Origin of the sequence: Corallibacter sp., assembly GCF_048381695.1 — a bacterium.
In the GTDB taxonomy this organism is placed as follows: domain Bacteria; phylum Bacteroidota; class Bacteroidia; order Flavobacteriales; family Flavobacteriaceae; genus Corallibacter; species Corallibacter vietnamensis.
In genome coordinates this window covers 233,540-251,110 of the sequence record NZ_JBLXHI010000001.1, presented here as the reverse complement: position 1 = coordinate 251,110, position 17,571 = coordinate 233,540, and the positions used below count along the sequence as shown (strand labels likewise).

At 33.0% G+C, this 17,571-nt stretch carries 20 protein-coding genes; 4 read left to right on the top strand and 16 right to left on the bottom strand.

Features of this window, described 5'->3' with window-relative positions; all coding sequences use genetic code 11:
• Nucleotides 1–31 precede the first annotated feature (31 nt).
• A complete protein-coding gene (locus ACN5J3_RS01210; protein ID WP_417290811.1) occupies nt 32–772 on the bottom strand; it encodes a lysophospholipid acyltransferase family protein in 741 nt (246 codons plus the stop codon).
• A gap of 99 nt (nt 773–871) precedes the next feature.
• Here ACN5J3_RS01210 and trpS point away from each other — a divergent pair, with 99 nt between their 5' ends.
• Nucleotides 872–1,840: a tryptophan--tRNA ligase gene (trpS, locus tag ACN5J3_RS01205; RefSeq protein WP_418510486.1), complete on the top strand. Its 969-nt coding sequence runs from the start codon at nt 872–874 to the stop codon at nt 1,838–1,840.
• A gap of 14 nt (nt 1,841–1,854) precedes the next feature.
• On the top strand, nt 1,855–2,007 hold the full coding sequence (locus tag ACN5J3_RS01200) for a hypothetical protein (RefSeq protein ID WP_418510485.1): 153 nt from the start codon (nt 1,855–1,857) through the stop codon (nt 2,005–2,007).
• On the opposite strand, the gene dprA is transcribed toward ACN5J3_RS01200, so the two are convergent.
• A complete protein-coding gene (dprA, locus tag ACN5J3_RS01195) occupies nt 2,000–3,103 on the bottom strand; it encodes a DNA-processing protein DprA (RefSeq protein WP_418510484.1) in 1,104 nt (367 codons plus the stop codon). The two genes, ACN5J3_RS01200 and dprA, sit on opposite strands and share 8 nt — an antisense overlap.
• Before the next feature lie 104 nt (nt 3,104–3,207).
• Here dprA and ACN5J3_RS01190 point away from each other — a divergent pair, with 104 nt between their 5' ends.
• Together ACN5J3_RS01190 and ACN5J3_RS01185 are read left to right on the top strand one after the other, a co-directional pair.
• A complete protein-coding gene (locus tag ACN5J3_RS01190) occupies nt 3,208–4,146 on the top strand; it encodes an SPOR domain-containing protein (protein WP_344727161.1) in 939 nt (312 codons plus the stop codon).
• An 89-nt stretch (nt 4,147–4,235) separates the two neighbouring features.
• A complete protein-coding gene (locus tag ACN5J3_RS01185) occupies nt 4,236–4,745 on the top strand; it encodes an acyl-CoA thioesterase (RefSeq protein ID WP_417290815.1) in 510 nt (169 codons plus the stop codon).
• An 8-nt stretch (nt 4,746–4,753) separates the two neighbouring features.
• On the opposite strand, the gene ACN5J3_RS01180 is transcribed toward ACN5J3_RS01185, so the two are convergent.
• The 14 genes from ACN5J3_RS01180 to atpB form a co-directional block, all read right to left on the bottom strand.
• Nucleotides 4,754–5,536, bottom strand: a complete 783-nt coding sequence (locus ACN5J3_RS01180; RefSeq protein WP_418510483.1) for a hypothetical protein — start codon at nt 5,534–5,536, stop codon at nt 4,754–4,756.
• 67 nt (nt 5,537–5,603) lie between these two features.
• On the bottom strand, nt 5,604–6,833 hold the full coding sequence (locus ACN5J3_RS01175) for a murein hydrolase activator EnvC family protein (RefSeq protein ID WP_418510482.1): 1,230 nt from the start codon (nt 6,831–6,833) through the stop codon (nt 5,604–5,606).
• Nucleotides 6,833–7,612: a DUF4292 domain-containing protein gene (locus tag ACN5J3_RS01170; RefSeq protein WP_418510481.1), complete on the bottom strand. Its 780-nt coding sequence runs from the start codon at nt 7,610–7,612 to the stop codon at nt 6,833–6,835. The genes ACN5J3_RS01175 and ACN5J3_RS01170 overlap by 1 nt, the downstream gene beginning before the upstream one ends.
• Entirely contained in the window at nt 7,612–8,907 is a 1,296-nt protein-coding gene (locus ACN5J3_RS01165) for a tetratricopeptide repeat protein (RefSeq protein WP_417290819.1), read from the bottom strand. Before ACN5J3_RS01165 ends, ACN5J3_RS01170 begins: the two co-directional genes overlap by 1 nt.
• 72 nt (nt 8,908–8,979) lie before the next feature.
• Complete coding sequence (locus tag ACN5J3_RS01160; protein ID WP_418510480.1) at nt 8,980–9,279, bottom strand: antibiotic biosynthesis monooxygenase family protein; 300 nt, start codon at nt 9,277–9,279, stop codon at nt 8,980–8,982.
• 9 nt (nt 9,280–9,288) lie between these two features.
• On the bottom strand, nt 9,289–10,308 hold the full coding sequence (locus ACN5J3_RS01155; RefSeq protein ID WP_418510479.1) for a sugar phosphate nucleotidyltransferase: 1,020 nt from the start codon (nt 10,306–10,308) through the stop codon (nt 9,289–9,291).
• Nucleotides 10,309–10,400: 92 nt separating this feature from the next.
• Nucleotides 10,401–10,835 (bottom strand): dUTP diphosphatase, encoded by a 435-nt coding sequence (dut, locus tag ACN5J3_RS01150; RefSeq protein ID WP_418510478.1) that lies wholly within the window; start codon nt 10,833–10,835, stop codon nt 10,401–10,403.
• Between the two features lies 1 nt (nt 10,836).
• Complete coding sequence (locus ACN5J3_RS01145) at nt 10,837–12,297, bottom strand: oligosaccharide flippase family protein (protein ID WP_417290823.1); 1,461 nt, start codon at nt 12,295–12,297, stop codon at nt 10,837–10,839.
• Nucleotides 12,298–12,443: 146 nt separating this feature from the next.
• The gene (gene atpG, locus ACN5J3_RS01140; protein ID WP_418510477.1) at nt 12,444–13,304 is read right to left on the bottom strand and encodes an ATP synthase F1 subunit gamma; all 861 of its coding nucleotides are present in this window, start codon (nt 13,302–13,304) and stop codon (nt 12,444–12,446) included.
• Between the two features lie 48 nt (nt 13,305–13,352).
• A complete protein-coding gene (atpA, locus tag ACN5J3_RS01135; protein WP_344727139.1) occupies nt 13,353–14,933 on the bottom strand; it encodes a F0F1 ATP synthase subunit alpha in 1,581 nt (526 codons plus the stop codon).
• A 29-nt stretch (nt 14,934–14,962) separates the two neighbouring features.
• Entirely contained in the window at nt 14,963–15,499 is a 537-nt protein-coding gene (gene atpH / locus ACN5J3_RS01130; RefSeq protein ID WP_418510476.1) for an ATP synthase F1 subunit delta, read from the bottom strand.
• Nucleotides 15,500–15,507: 8 nt separating this feature from the next.
• Nucleotides 15,508–16,008 carry a F0F1 ATP synthase subunit B gene (locus tag ACN5J3_RS01125; protein WP_418510475.1) on the bottom strand — a complete coding sequence of 167 codons (501 nt, stop codon included), beginning with the start codon at nt 16,006–16,008 and terminating at the stop codon, nt 15,508–15,510.
• A 106-nt stretch (nt 16,009–16,114) separates the two neighbouring features.
• The gene (atpE, locus tag ACN5J3_RS01120) at nt 16,115–16,303 is read right to left on the bottom strand and encodes an ATP synthase F0 subunit C (protein WP_004569351.1); all 189 of its coding nucleotides are present in this window, start codon (nt 16,301–16,303) and stop codon (nt 16,115–16,117) included.
• A 39-nt stretch (nt 16,304–16,342) separates the two neighbouring features.
• Nucleotides 16,343–17,461 (bottom strand): F0F1 ATP synthase subunit A, encoded by a 1,119-nt coding sequence (gene atpB / locus ACN5J3_RS01115; RefSeq protein WP_418510474.1) that lies wholly within the window; start codon nt 17,459–17,461, stop codon nt 16,343–16,345.
• Nucleotides 17,462–17,571: the final 110 nt, after the last annotated feature.

Sequence of the window (17,571 nt, the reverse complement as noted above, 5' to 3'; positions counted from 1 at the left end):
TAAAAAGCTACTCGATGCCAGGAGTAGCTTTTTATTTTAAATCGTTTTCTAACGCATTTAAAATAATACTTCTCGCTTGGTTATTTAATGGTTTTGTGGCCTGCGTTGTTAATCCTTCAGTGCTTAAAAAACGATGAATTTTAACGCGCATTTTTCCAGGACTACCACTAAAAAACGAAAATGAAAATCGTTTTTTATTATCATAAAATGTTAAAGGTACAATAGGAATTTGATGATTAATTGCTAACCTAAAAGCACCATCTTTAAATGTATCTAAAATAACTGATTCGTCATCAGGAACGCCTCCTTCAGGAAAAATACAAATGCTCAAACCTTGTTTTAATCGTCTTTGAGCTCTTAAAAAAACAGCTTTTCTACTTTTTTCAGAGCTTCTATCAACCAAAATACATGTGCGTTTATAAAAAAAGCCAAACAAGGGTATTTTTGCTAACTCTTGCTTACCAACAAACACATAAGGGTTTTTAACCGAAACAAGCATTAACATAATATCTGTCATTGATGTATGATTAGCTATAAACATATAGCTCTTTTTAGGATCAGGGGTTTCTTCCCTAACTATCTTGTAGCGAAATCCCATACCAATTAAAATAAATCGCGCCCAAAAACGTGCTAATTTAAAAAAGAAAGGATACCAAGATTCTTTTAAAATTGACAACAATAAAACTGGAAATAAAATAAGAATAGGTAAAGCAACAAGTATATAGAACCAAATACGATATAGGATCCAGAACAGATATTTAAATACTTTCATAAAAACAAAACTAAATAAATAAATTGAGCTATTGTAGTAAAAAAATTACCTTTGCTGTAATGTTTAATTAAAAAAGATTCCCATTTTACAGGGCATACTATGGCAAGAATACTAACAGGCATACAAAGCACAGGAACACCACATTTAGGAAATATTTTAGGAGCAATCATTCCAGCAATTGAAATGGCTAATAATCCAGAAAATGATTCTTATTTATTTATCGCAAATCTGCATACGCTTACCCAAATAAAAGATGCTGCAGAATTACGAGCAAACACCTATTCTGTAGCTGCAACATGGTTAGCATTTGGCCTTGATGTTGATAAAACCGTATTTTACAGACAAAGTGATATTCCTCAAGTAACTGAATTATCATGGTATTTAAGCTGTTTCTTTCCTTATCAACGATTAACATTAGCTCATAGCTTTAAAGATAAAGCCGACAGATTATCTGATGTAAACGCCGGATTATTCACATATCCTATGCTTATGGCTGCAGATATATTGCTATACGATGCTGATATAATTCCTGTTGGAAAAGATCAATTACAACATATTGAAATGACACGTGATGTTGCTACACGTTTTCATGCAAAAATGGGAGACACTTTTGTACTACCAGAAGGAAAGGTAGATGATAACATCATGATTATTCCTGGAACAGATGGTGAGAAAATGAGTAAAAGTAGAGGCAATTTTATCAACATCTTTTTAGATGATAAAAAACTACGTAAGCAAGTTATGTCTATAGAAACTGATAGTACTGCACTTGAAGATCCTAAAGACTGGAAAACATGTAATTGCTTTGCTCTATATCGTTTATTAGCTTCAGATAGTGAAGTAGAAACCATGAAATCTAATTATGAAAAAGGAGGTTATGGTTACGGTCACGCCAAACAAGCTTTATTTGAATTAATAATCACAAAGTTTGCTGAACAACGCGAGCGTTACCACTATTATATGAACAACCTTGAAGAGCTTGATAAAGCGTTAGCTGTTGGTGCTAAAAAAGCTAAACTAGTTGCTGATGCTGTTTTAAACCGTGTGCGAGAAAAGGTCGGGTACTAATGAATAAAGCATATTTGAGTCCCATTTTAAACATGATAGCCATGCTGCTTCTTATTGTTTCAAGACTCATTTCTGAAGAAAAATTTGATTGGTTAGCTATTGCTGGATTTGTTATTTTTTTATTATCAGGAATATCTTTATTTCGTTTGATTAAAAAATCTAAATAACCTCAAATAATTTTCCTGGCAGCGGTCTAACAACACCTTTTAATTCCATATTAAGTAATATACTTGCAAGCTTATAAATGGGCATGTTACAATCTAATGCTATTACATCTAGCATTTGTTTATCATGCCCTTTTAAATAATTATAGATTTGCTTTTCTTCTTCTTCAAGCTCTACAAAAAGTTGTTTTTGCACCGTAGGTTGTTTCGCTTCTTCTAATTCCCAATTAAGCATATACGGAATATCTAATGGATTTGACAATAAGTGTGCTTTTTGAAATTTAATTAAATTGTTGCATCCTACGCTTTGAGTATCTGTAATACGTCCAGGAACAGCAAACACATCTCTATTGTAAGAATTAGCAATATCAGCCGTAACAAGACTTCCGCCTTTTTCAGCCGATTCTATCACAATGGTTGCTTCGCTTAAACCAGCTATAATACGGTTTCGTTTTAAAAAGTTTTTTCTATCAAAATTTGATGTGCTCCAAAAATCTGTAAAAAAACCGCCATGTTTTTCTACATCAGCCATGTATTTTTTATGTGTTTTAGGGTAAACTTCGTTTAATCCGTGAGCTAAACAGCCTATAGTTTGCAGGTTGTGATCTATTGCTGATTTTTGAGCAGTAATATCAGTACCATAAGCAAAACCAGAAACAATTACCGGATTAAAAGGCGCTAATTGTTCTACCAATTTTTTACAAAAGGCAATACCATTAACTGTAATTTTTCTGGCACCAACAATACTAATGATACGCTGATTTTTAAGATTAATATTTCCTGATTGAAACAAGAGAATTGGACCATCAATACAATGTTTTAACTTTTCTGGGTAATCACTATCCATAAAATACGAGACAGAAATATTGTTATCTTTTATAAATTGAATTTCGTTTTCAGCAGCAGTCATATGATATGCTCCAAAAAGATCACTAATTGTACTTGTGCCGATGCCATCAATTTTAAGCAAATTTGCTTTCTTTTCTTTTAAAACAGCTTCGGGAGATCCACAATGTTGAATCAATTTTTTAGCAGTTAAATCACCTATTTTTGATACATGTTGAAGTGCTAACGTATAAATTAAGTCTTGCTCGGTCATGGTATATCACTGATATATAAGCTACAAGAAACTAATTTTTATGATGTTAATAAAAAAATTATGTGTAATTTTATTACAAAGCAAAAAATTCTAACTTTGTTTTTATGCAATTAGAAACCTACATAAGCGATTTACTATACCGTTACGAATGTGTTACTGTGCCTGAATTTGGTTCGTTTTTAACACAACGAGTATCTGCAACCATTCATGAATCTACTAATGCTTTTTATCCACCAAAAAAGCGTCTATCATTTAATGAGCAGATTCAAAAAAACGACGGTATTTTAGCACATTACATTGCTGATGTAGAAAAAATTCCTTTTGAAGTTGCATCAAAAAAAATTCAAAAGCGCGTAAAAGCTTTAAAATCATACTTAACAGAAGGCGAAACAATTTCGTTTGATGCTATTGGTGAATTATCATTAAATAATGAAGGTAAAATTCTTTTTGAACCTTCTTATCATTTAAACTACCTAACCGATGCCTTTGGTTTATCGCAATTTGTAACTCCAACTGTTACACGCGAAGTTTACAAAGAAACGGTTGAGACTATAGAAAATGTGGTGCCTATTACGGTAACACCTGAAAAACGTAAAGCGCGACCTTACTTAAAGTATGCTGCTGTAGCTGTTGTTGCATTAACTTTAGGCGGGTTTTTAGCATCAAATTATTACGTTAAAACTATAAACCAACATAATTCGCTTGCTCAAGAAGAGGCTAACCAACAATTGGAAAGTAAAATTCAAGAAGCAACTTTTGTTATTGACAACCCATTACCAGCAGTAACGCTAAACGTTAAAAAACAATACGGCATGTATCATATTATTGCAGGTGCATTTCGTGTAGAAGAAAATAGTGATAAAAAAGTAGCTGAACTAAAAGCTAAAGGTTTTGATGCCAGAAAAATAGGTGTAAACAAATATGGATTACATCAAGTAGTTTATGCCAGCTATGAAGACAGGTTAGCATCTTTAGAAGCTTTACGCACTATTAAAAAAACACAAAGCAAGGACGCTTGGTTGTTGGTAAAAAAACTAGATTAAGAAACCTTCTTTATCTAAAGAATTCTTAAAACGTAGTCAGAAATCTAAAATTACGATTTACCTTTGCAGTGCATTTTAAAACATAAGTGATGACTGCAAAAACGCCAGAACAATCTAAAACAACTATGACTGACTTGGTATTGCCAAGTGAAACCAACCCATTAAACAACTTATTTGGAGGTGAACTTTTAGCCCGAATGGATCGTGCTGCTAGTATTGCAGCAAGACGTCATAGTCGTAGAATTGTTGTAACAGCATCTGTAAACCATGTAGCGTTTAATCGTTCAGTACCTTTAGGAAGTGTGGTAACTATAGAAGCCAAGGTTTCTCGTGCGTTTAAAACCTCTATGGAAGTCTTTTTAGACGTTTGGATTGAAGACCGCGAATCTGGTGAGCGCACGCAGGCCAATGAAGCCATTTATACCTTTGTTGCTGTAGATGAAACCGGACGTCCAGTTTCTATACCAGAATTAACACCTGAAACATCATTAGAAAAAACACGTTTTGACGGCGCGTTACGACGCAAACAATTAAGCTTGGTATTAGCTGGAAAAATGAAAGCTAATGACGCAACAGAACTGAAAGCGTTGTTTGAGTAAGGTTAAAGTTATTCTTGATAAGTATAAGTTACTTCCACTAACAAATCACCATTTGAGTATTCTTTTGATGTTAAAGGATAACCGGCCTCGTTGTAAGTATATTCAATGTTGACTTCACTCGTTAAAAAATCATCTGAACGGATAGATTTAGTAATATTATTAAAACTATGCCCTACAATTTTATTCATCTCTTGGTTTTCAAAAGTTGTCTTAAGAGGGTTATTATAAGTATCATACTCAAAAGTATAATCTATAATTTCGGTACCAAAATTTCTTTCTTCATGCCTACTTTCAATATTGCCGTTTACATCAAATGAAAAATTTGACATAGCATATTCCTCGTTATCAGAATTAAAAAAATGCTTGTTTATTAATTGATTGTCGTCATTATAATTATAAACGGTGCGTGAAACATTACCACTAATAGAATGTCTCTCTGATGACGTAATCAAACCATCCGTATAGATAAATTCAGTATATTCAGTACTACCATCAACCATAATAGAGAGCATCCGAATTTGTCCATTTGAATTATAAAAATATGTGTAAATAGCACGTAAATATTGTGATGCACTCCATCCCTCTTCAAGTGCGTTTACAACTTTACCTTCTGCATTAAATGAATAGGTCGTTGTTGTGCGAAAATTTTCTTCAGGATGGATAATTTCTACTTTTACTAAAGACCCTGAAGGCGCATTGTTTTGCGGTAAATCTGATCCGGAATCATCACTGCTACAAGCTGAAAATAAAACAATAGCTACAACACTAATGGAAAGTAATAGTTTTTTCATTTTTATTAGTTTAATTACAAAATGCTATCACATTTTGTAAACCCTTGATTTAAATTTCAAAATGCTATCACATTTTGTAAACCCAATCAGCAGGGTTTTGAGTTTTGGTTTCTTTAAACACACTAAATCTTAATACCGTTTTTCCATCAGCTGGATTGGTGAAAATTTCGCCAATGTCTTGTTTTGTAGTGATATTATCGCCTGTTTTCACATACACTTTAGACAGGTTTGTATAAGATGTAATGTAATTACCATGCTGTATCATCACGGTTAAATTACCATGCCTAATTGCTTGAACACGCATTACTTTACCTTTAAAAACAGCTCGTGCTTTGGCATTTTTTTCGGTAGCAATACGCACACCACTACTTTGTATCATAACCGTTGGTACAATAGGCGATGGTTGTTTCCCATAGCGAACAGTAACAATTCCCTTTTCTACAGGCCATGGTAATTTGCCCTTACTCGCTACAAAATTACTTGCCAGTACTTTATCTTCTGGTGTTAAGGCAAAATTACTTGACGATGTTGAGGCTTTTCCTGCTTTTTTATTAGAAGCTGCTATAGCATCTCTAATTATTTTTTCTATCTCTCGGTCTATTCTATCAGCTTCTTGTTGCTTTTCACGAATTTGAGCGGTATAATTACTTAAATTCTTTTTAATAGATGCCATAAGGCTTTCATGCTGCTTTAACTCACTTTCTAATTGACGTTGCGCCACACGGTTTTCTTCTATAAGCTTTTGCTTGTCTTCTTTTTGTTTTAAAAGCGCTTGGTTAGTGGCTTGAAGCTCGGCTGTTTTGGTTTTAATCATTTCGCCTTGCTCCTTTTGGTAATTGGCATATTGATTAATATACTGAATACGCTTATAAGCTTGCTTAAAGTTTGTTGATGATAATAAAAACATTATTCGGCTTTGCTCACTTTTACTTTTATATGACGTGAGAATCATTTTTGCATAATTATCCTTTAATGTTTTTAGTTCGTCTCGTAACTCGGTTATTTTATTTTGATTGGTATTAATCTCACGTGTTAGCAAATTGGCTTGTTGATTGGTTACCTTAATCAAGTTTTTACGCACATTTACCTTATAGTTTATGTCTTCAATAAGTGACGTTTGCGATTTTTGCTTGGTTTTATTCGCAAAAAGTAACTCATTAATTTGCTGGATTTCTTTACGAAGTTCCTGACGACGCTCTTCTAATTCTTGTTGTTTTTTACTTTGAGAAAACGTCAAGGTACTGCATAATAAAAGCAGCCATAAAAATGATATGTGATATGATGGTTTTTGTGGCATTATTCTAACCTAATTTCTTTAAATCCTGAAGGAATTTTAAACGGATATCTTAAATCTTCGTTCAAAGATACCGATTTGAATTCCATTTCAATAATGGTTTCGCTATCGCCTTCTAAAGCGATTACCTTTAGCTGCTCTGGCAATATTTGATTATCAACATTTTGATATTGTAAGTAATCTATTTCTAAAAATCTTGATTCTGTAGCTTGAGCTAATTGTTGTGATTGCATTTTAAAATTTACAGCGCTAACTACATAAAACAACTCAAATAAAGCTGTTTGTGTATGCGGTTGAAACAAATAGGCTTCGTCATGAATTGACATTTTATAATCAGCTTTATTAAGTGGAAATAAGGCATTTCCTAACAATAGGTTTTGAACTTTTTCAAAGTCTAAATCAGTTCCTAAAAGGTTGCTTAAATAAGCAAAATCTCCATCAAAATATGTGTTGTCAAGTTTGTTATAAAACTGTACACTTTGTGGTGTTATCTTAAGTCTGATAAGGTTTAATGCTGAATTGATCCAAATAATTTCATCTTTTTGAATACGCATTGTAACCGTATGCGTTTGCGATTTGGTATCTTGTGTATAGCTTGCTTTTACTCGCGCTTGAAATGTTTTAAAATCAGGTGCGTTTTTATCATTGATTTTTATAACCTCTTTTGCTGAAAGCTTTAAGTTTTTTGTGCCGTCTGTTGCTATTTTGGATGATTTACATCCAACAAGACACATGACACATGTTACTACTAACAAGCATTTTATTATTGAAATTTTGTTCATTAATTGGTAGATTCTAACTTATTTGCTTTGTTACTAAACGTTTTTGCTTTTGCTGTATTGCCTAATTCAGAATGCGCTAAACTTAATTGTTTATAAAAATCAGCTTCCATTTTTGAGTCTTCTATGATATAGTCAAGTCCCATTTCTAATGTTGATATAGCTTCTTTAAAACGTTTTAATCTATTAAGAGACACGCCATTTACTAAATAAAAAACGGGTTGAGAAGGATAGCTTTCTAAAGCTTTGTTACTTTTTTCAACAGCTGTTTCGTACTGCTCTAAATCTATGTGAAGCAATAGAATGTTTCTTAAGATACCGTAATTGTTTCCCTCAATTTTTAAGGCCTCTTCATAATACTCTAGTGCTTTTTTCTTATCTCCTTTTGCTAAAAAGTATTGAGCAACTTCTACGTTAGATTTTCCGTTTGGTTCTGATGTTAAATTGGTTATTTCTACCAAATCATCTTCATATTCTGGATGAGAGCCTACAAAATTTACAAAGTCTGAAAGCACCATCATTTTTGCTTCAGGCTTAATTAGCGTACTTTTTAGAGCTATTTTCATAGAGTTTATTGCTTTATCTACATTGCCTTCTTCTAGATAAAACTTGTAAAGCGCTAGATGTACTAGTTGAGAATTTGGTTTTATTTCTAATAGCTTTTTGGCTGTTTCAAAAGCCTTTTCTTTATCGTCATTTTCACTATATCTATATATTAGTGCTAAATAGTTTGCTTCTTCATCTGGGTTTCCTTCTACGCGCTCTTCTAAATTTTCTATTTGTTTTTCTTTTTGACCTGTGGCAGCATAAATTTGGTTTCTTACAACATCTCGTGCATACGAAATACCATATTTTTCATCTAATTCATCTAAAATTTTTAATGCATCTTTATAGTCTTTTGTTCGCATATAAAGCGCAACTAAATCTTCTTTATAATCAGGATGATAATCAGCTAACTGTTTTAGCGTTTTTATGGCTTTGTTATAATCGTTTTGCTGTGCATAAACATCATACAACTCATCAAGATACCATTCGTTACTTGGCTCATCTTTTATAGCTTCTTTTAAAGCATCTTCTGCTTCTCCAAAATTTTTAAGCTTGTTGTAGTTTTTACCTAATTCATAATAGAATACCGATTGATCATCGTCTATTTCTATACACTTTAGTAGTATTTGTGCAGCTTTATCGTAGTTTTCTATACCTTTTTGTTTTAAGGCTTCAAAAAACAACTCTTGCAGCTTATCATCTACTTCTCCTAGATCATCTTGATTTACTTTATTATAATCTATTTGAGACAAGGCGGTTTGGGGAATGATAAAAATTCCGAAGAGAAAATATAATATTAAAAAAATCTTTCCGCTCAATTTGATTTATTTTAAAAGGTCTTCAATGACATCTAACTTTTCTATAATATCAACTTTTTCACACGAAGCCTTCATTAAACATCTAAAGTGTTCTGCCTCTTGTGGCAGGTTTTTACCTGCATTGTCAAAGGTAGTTTTATCAGGCCATTGTGCATAAGCTATATAAGTTAATGCGTCTTTTTTGTGTAATCTTGAACCTAAACTACCTTCATGTTTATATATCAATTTTGTTAAGCCTTTCCAGGCTTTTATAAAATCTTCTTTGTGATCTTTCTTTATTTTAAATGTGTAAAGAACAATATACATTATCAATTGTTATTCCAAAACTGAATAATCGCCTATGCTTATTTTTGAAAATTGGCCATCATAAGTTACGTGGTTTCCTATCATGGCTTCATCTAAAGTAGCATTTTTTATAGTGGTGTTGGTTTGTATTAAGCTATTTTTAACGGTTGTATTTTCGATATTACAATTGTTTCCTATAGATACATTTGGGCCAACAGTTGCATTGCTTAAAACCACATTTTCACCTATAAAGCATGGTTCTATTATTGTTGCGTTATTAATAACGACAGAAGAAGCAATTAATTGCTCTTTATTATCTTCTTGTAAAAAGCCTAGCATGCGTGTATTTGTTTCTACCGTTACTGCTTTATTTCCGCAGTCCATCCATTCATTTACAGTGCCTGTTTTAAAAATTTTGCCATCAGCCATCATACGTTTTATACCATCATTAATCTGGTATTCGCCACCATTCATAATGTTTTCGTCTAAAACCTCTTGTAGTTTTTCTTTTAAAACAGCGACATCTTTAAAATAATAAATACCTATTACTGCTTGATCAGAAATAAACGTTTCAGGTTTTTCAACCAACTCAATTATTTCATTATTATCATTTAGTTTTACAACACCATAGGCTTGTGGGTTTTCTACCTGTTTTGTCCAAATTACGGCATCAGCTTCCGGGTCTAAATTAAAGTTTGCTCTAATTAATGTATCTGCATAAGCAATTACAGCAGGTCCTGAAAGTGATTCTTTAGCACTCATAATAGCATGACCGGTTCCTAGTGGTTTATCTTGACGATATATAGAAGCTTTTGCGCCTAATCCGTTTGCTAGTTCGGTAAGACTTTGCACAACATCTTCTCCAAAAAAAGCAGGGTCTCCTAAAACAAAAGCAATTTCATCTATAGGTTGTTTTAATATTTTGGCAATATCTTTAACCAAACGGTGAACAATAGGTTGTCCAGCCACTGGAATTAATGGTTTTGGAACTGTTAATGTGTGCGGACGCAATCTTGAGCCACGTCCTGCCATTGGTACAATTATTTTCATATTACTGTCTGCAAAAGCAGATATCTTTTTGTGTTAAACGTTTTGTTTTTATTCTCTTGGCAGTCATAAATTACTGAATCTGTAAGAAATGATTATTTTACTCCCGTACTTCCAAAACCTCCTTCGCCTCTTGAGGTTTCAGAAAGTTCTTCTACTAATTCCCATTCAGCACGTTCGTGTTTTGCAATGACTAATTGTGCAATACGCTCACCGTTTTCAATAGTAAAATCTTCGTTTGAAAGATTCACAAGTATTACTCCTATTTCTCCTCTGTAATCAGCATCTACTGTTCCTTGAGCATTTAAAACTGTAACACCTTTTTTTGCTGCTAATCCGCTTCGTGGTCTTACCTGTGCTTCATAACCTACTGGAAGTTCTATAAACAAACCTGTTCCTACAATACTTCTTTCAAGAGGTTTTAATGTTCTAGGCTCTGATAAATTGGCACGTAAATCCATACCTGCTGAAGCAATGGTTTCGTAGTTTGGTAAATCGTGATTAGATTTATTTATAATTTTTATAGTCATTTTATCTGTTTATTAATTGTCTTATTTGTTGTTTTTCTGAAAAACCAACTATTGCCAAAAATACAATTAAGAGCGAAATACTTACTGGATAATTGTCTCTAAATTGATAGAAACTTATAAAAGAAAAAGCAATAGATAGCGTTAAATACAAACTAATCTTTTTTAAGTTGTATGGTATTGGGTAATACTTTCTGCCAAAATAAAATGAAAGAAACATCATGATTGCATAAGCAGCAAGCGTAGCAACTGCTGAAGCTTTATAACTAAACTGTTTTATAAAAAGCAGGTTTATAACTAATGTTACTAATGCACCAATAACAGAAATATAAGCACCAAATTTGGTTCTATCAGTTATTTTGTACCAAACCGAAAGGTTGTGGTAGATTCCTAAACAAAAGTTAGCTAATAGTATAATAGGCACTACCCACATAGCTTCCCAATAATCTTCACTTCTTACAATAAATATCTTTAAAACATCAGCAAAGACCACTACGGTAAGTAGAATGACCGAGCCTATAGCAACAAAAAATTCTAATATTCTAGCATAGTTTTTTTGAGGATTGCTGCTCTTTGCATGACTAAAAAAGAATGGTTCAATACCTAACCTATAAGCTGTTGCAAATAGTGTCATAAAAAGCGCTATTTTATAGCATGCCGAATACATGCCTATTTCGGTTTCTGCTATATTTTTAGGTAATAGCTTATCTAATAAAATACGGTCAAACGTTTCATTTATAGAAAAAGCCACACCAGCAACTAGAACCGGAGTTCCGTAACGCATCATTTTTTTCCAAAGTGATTTATTAAAACTAAATGAAATCTTGGTGTAAAACGATAGCATAAGTAACAATGTAACACCACTTGCAACCAAATTTGCTATAAAAATGTAATTGATTTCGAAATTATCCTTATATATACTGTCAAGAAAACCAATATAATGAGAAGCGTCTGCAAGTGCTAATAAGAAGAATAAATTCAACCCTAAACTAATAACTACGTTTAGTATTTTTATAATAGCATAACGCATAGGTTGTTGGGTAGCACGTAACCAAGCAAAAGGTATTATTACAAGTGCATCTAAAAGTAAAATCCAGATAACAAGCTTTATATACGAAACATTAATATCAGTGATATTAGCTATTTGATTTTGAAATAATAGTGCTAAAGCAAAAAAAACAAATGATGAAATCACTAGTGATATTGCTGATGTACTAATAACACTATTCTTATCGTCTTCTTTATTGAAAAACCTAAAAAATGCGGTCTCCATACCATAGGCTAAAATCACATTAAAAAGCACAAAGTATGAGAAAATAACAGAAACCTTTCCATATTCTGCAACCGATGATAAAACACCTTCTGTTGTATAAAGAGGCACCAATAAAAAGCTTAACATTCTGGGAAGTACAGTTGCTAACCCATAAATAAATGTTTGTTTAAAAAGTGCTTTGAGTCCGCTCAAAATAATTTAGAATAGATTATGCTAAAAGTAGCTATTTAAGTAGAGCTATAAAAATAATCAGGAAACAAAAAAGTCTCACTAATAAGTGAGACTTTTTATTTTGATATTGATGCCTTGGTATGTAACCAAAACATCAAGTTTTTTTATTAGTTATTTAAAGCTTCTGCACCACCAACAATCTCTAAGATTTCGTTAGTAATAGCTGCTTGACGCGCTTTGTTGTAAGTTAATTTTAATTGATCTCTTAACTCGGTAGCATTGTCTGTTGCTTTGTGCATTGCTGTCATACGAGCACCATGTTCTGAAGCAAAAGAATCTCTAATACCTTTAAATAATTGTGTTTTCAATGATTTAGGTATTAATTGCTCAACGATTTCTACCTTTGAAGGTTCAAAAATATAATCAAGGTTTACGCTTTCATCAGCCTCAACAGGAACAATTGGTAAAAACTGTTCTCTTGTTACTATTTGCGTAGCTGCATTTTTAAATTTGTTATAAACGATTTCGATTTTATCAAACTCGCCAGCCACAAATTTATCCATTAGCATTTCTGCTAATTCTGCTACGTTATCAAAAGTTAAGTCATCAAAAATGTCGCTTTTATTTGCTATAATCTTGTTGGTTTTCTTGAAAGCATCATTAGCTTTTTTTCCAACAACAACATAAGAAACATCTTTATTTGCATATGTTTCTGTAGTAAGCTTGTTAACAGCTTTTATGATGTTTGAGTTAAAAGCACCACATAAACCTCTGTTTGAAGTAATAGCAACAATTAATACTTTGTTTACTTCACGTTGATCTGAAAACTTGCTTCCTGAATCTGCATCTAATGTTGCGCTTAAACTTTGTAAAAGTTCAGTTAATTTATCTGCATACGGACGCATTGCAGTAATAGCATCTTGTGCCTTCTTTAACTTTGCTGCCGATACCATTTTCATGGCACTCGTTATTTGCATCGTTGAAGATACTGATGATATTCTATTACGTATTTCTTTTAAATTTGCCATATGTTCTTTTTGAGATCCTGTAAATTTTTCAGGATGACATTAACATTATTACGCTTTATACTTACTTGATAAATCTTTTGCTACAGTGATTAATGTGTCTGTAACTTCATCTGTAAGTTTTCCTGCTTTAAGTGTATCTAAAACACCTCTGTGTTTAGCGTTTAAGAATTCTATATAATCTCTTTCAAATTCTTTTACTTTCTCTACAGGAACATCTTTTAATAAGTTTTTAGAACCTGCATAAATGATAGCTACCTGATCTTCTACAGTAAACGGATCGTTTTCAGCTTGCTTTAAGATTTCAACGTTACGTTTTCCTTTTTCAATTACATTTAAAGTAACTGCATCTAAATCAGAACCAAATTTTGCAAAGGCTTCTAATTCACGGAAAGCAGCTTGGTCTAACTTTAATGTACCAGATACTTTTTTCATTGATTTAATTTGTGCCGAACCACCTACACGAGATACTGAAATACCTACGTTAATTGCTGGACGTACGCCAGAGTTAAATAAATCTCCATCTAAAAATATCTGACCATCTGTAATAGAAATTACGTTTGTTGGGATATAAGCAGAAACGTCACCAGCTTGTGTTTCAATAATAGGTAAAGCTGTTAATGAACCACCACCTTTAACCATAGGCTTTAAAGATTCTGGTAAATCGTTCATATCTTTTGCGATATCATCATCAGCAATTACTTTTGCTGAACGCTCTAATAAACGAGAGTGTAAGTAGAAAACGTCTCCTGGGTACGCTTCACGTCCTGGGGGACGACGTAATAATAAAGACACCTCACGGTAAGCTACTGCTTGTTTAGATAAATCATCATAGATAATTAATGCTGGACGACCAGTATCTCTAAAATATTCTCCAATTGCTGCTCCTGCAAATGGTGCATATACTTGCATTGGTGCAGGATCTGATGCGTTTGCAGCAACAATAGTAGTGTAAGCTAAAGCTCCTTTATCTTCTAAAGTTTTAGCAATGTTTGCTACAGTAGATGCCTTTTGACCTACAGCAACATATATACAGTATACAGGCTCACCTGCATCGTAAAATTCTTTTTGATTTAAGATAGTATCAATACAAACTGTTGTTTTACCAGTTTGACGGTCACCAATTACAAGCTCACGTTGTCCACGACCTACAGGAATCATTGCATCAATAGATTTGATACCTGTTTGTAATGGTTCGTTTACTGGTTGACGATAAATTACTCCAGGAGCTTTACGCTCTAGAGGCATTTCATATGTTTGACCTTCTATAGATCCTTTACCATCAATTGGGTTTCCTAAAGTATCAACCACACGACCAACAATACCTTCACCTACATTAATAGATGCAATACGTCCTGTACGTTTTACTGTAGAGCCTTCTTTAATTCCTTGAGAAGCTCCTAATAATACGATACCTACGTTATCTTCTTCAAGGTTAAGTACGATTCCTTCTAATCCACCTTCGAATTCTACTAATTCTCCGTATTGTGCATTTGAAAGTCCGTAAGCACGTACAATACCATCACCCACAGTTAATACTGTTCCTACTTCGTCTAATGAAGCACCTGCTTCAAAACCTGAAAGTTGTTGTTTTAAGATTGCTGATATTTCAGCTGGTTTTACTTCTGCCATCTTATTATTTATTTAAGATAAAACTATCTTTAGTTTAATGTAAATTCTCTTTTTAACTTATTTAATTTGTTTGCAATACTAGCATTGTATTGCATGTCACCAACACGTAATATGAAACCTCCTAATATTGTTTCATCTACAATGTTTTTAACTTCAACAGCTTTATTTGTTAACTCTTTTATTTTTGCTAACACTTTCTTTTCTAAATCTTCGGTCATTGGCACTGCTGTTGTAACTGTAGCCATTTCTTTTCCGTTTTGGATATCGAATAATTCAGAATATTTTTTTGCAACATTTTGAATGATGTCAACACGCTTGTTTGAAACAAGGATATTAAAAAGCTCTTTAGTAATGTTATTACTACTAGGAAATACTTGTAATAGAACTTCTTTTTTTGTTTCAGACTTTACAACAGCGTTTTCTAGCATTGCTTTAAGCTCTGTATTATCTTCTATAGTTTTAGAGATTAAAACCATATCAGTGTTTATAGCATCAGCTATTTGCTTTTCTGTTGCTAAACTTAATACTGCTTTTGCGTATCGTATTGCTGCTCTTGTTCCTGCCATGGCATTTATTAGTTTAATGTTGCTTCACCTAACATAGACTCAACTAACTTCATTTGTTTGTCTTTGCTAGATAATTCTTCACGAACTACTTTTTCTGCAATATCTATTGATAAATGAGCTACTTGCGATTTTAATTCGGCAATAGCTGCTTTCTTTTCTGCTTCGATTGATGCTTGAGCGCTTGCTACTAATTTATTAGCTTCAGCTTGAGCTTCGTTTTTAGCATCTTCAATCATTTTAGCTTTCATATCACGTGCTTCTTTAAGCATAGTTTCACGCTCTAATCTTGCTTCTTGTAAAAGTCTGTCGTTATCAGCTTGAAGATTTTGCATTTCTAATTTAGCATTTTCTGCTGATTTTAATGCATTTTTAATACCATCTTCACGGTCTTGTAACGAACTTAAAATAGGTTTCCATGCAAATTTGCGCATTAATACTATTAAAATAAGTAAAATGATGGCTTGCATGAAAAACAAACCTGGTGAAAAATCGTTTAATAACTGATCCATGTCTTAATTATAAATGGGTTATTTATTGTTTAATTTTGTTAAAAACCAGAACCTGCAACCAACCGTTACAGGTGTTCTGGATTTTTGTGTTTAATGCGGAAATAAATTATTTCCCTAAGATTAATGCACCGAAAGCTAAACCTTCTAATAATGCACCGATGATGATCATCGCAGTTTGGATTTTTCCAGCTGCTTCAGGTTGACGAGCAATACCTTCCATTGCTTTACCACCAATTTGACCTAAACCGATACCTCCACCGATTACGATTAATCCTGCTCCAATTAAATTGTACATACTAATTGATTTTAAAATATTAATTAAACAAATTTATATTTAGTGATGTTCATGTTCTTCAACAGCCATCCCTATAAATAACGATGATAACATCGTAAAAATAAACGCTTGTAAAAAGGCTACCAATATCTCAATAACCGATATAAATAATGCTAACACTAACGACATTCCTGTTGATGCTACTGGACCAAAGGCTTCTTTCATAGTAATCATTAAAGCAATTAAGCTCATTACCACAAAGTGACCTGCCGTCATGTTTGCAAATAAACGCACTAATAAAGAGAATGGCTTAATTAACACAAAACCAACCAACTCAATTACTGCTAAAATAGGACGTAAAAGCACTGGTACACCAGGCATCCATAATGTATGCGCCCAGAAATCTTTACTACCACTGAACATATAAATCAACATGGTGAAAACAGCTAAACACACAGTTACTGCTATTTGCCCTGTTACGTTAAATCCTAGCGGCGTTAACCCTAATAAATTTAATATCCATATGAAGAAAAACACGGTTAATAAAAAGCCCATGAATTTTCTGTATTTTTTCTCACCAATATTTGGTTTAGCAATTTCATCGCGAACATAAATTACTAGCGGCTCTAAGAAACGACCTATTCCTGTTGGAACATGACCTTTTTTGTAACCTCTAGCTAAAGCACCAAATCCTAAAAGCATTAATAACCCAGCCAACAACATACCGAACACACTTTTTGTAATAGAAAAATCTAAAACTCTGTGTGCATTTGTTGCGTGATGAGATTCATCAAACTGAACCGCCTCTGCATTTGCTTCTAATTCGTAAATTTTGCTGTGTATTTTTGTTAGCTTAACACCGTCTTTTTCAACAATAACATGACCTGCATCGTCGTGATGAAACTCTGAAGACATAAATGTTCTCAAGCCCTCGCTTGTCCATACAATTACTGGCAGCGGAAAGCTATAGTGTTTCCCCGATTCATTATCGGTATAGAAATGAAAATCGTGTGAATCTTTTAAGTGATGCGCAATGTACTCGTTAATTTCTTCTGGAGTATCAACTTGGTTCCCTTCTGGATGCTGGTTTTCATGATCGTCTCCGTTAGCAAATACAGATAATGAAGCTGTTAATGCAAACAATACGACTAAAAACTTGATAGATTTTTTTGCTATCATAATTCCTTTTCTAAATAATAACATTTAGGCTTTGTAAAATTTTGTGCAAAGGTACACAATAATTTAAAAACCCAAGCGGTTTTTTTGTTTAGTTTTTTTTAACAGTTGTT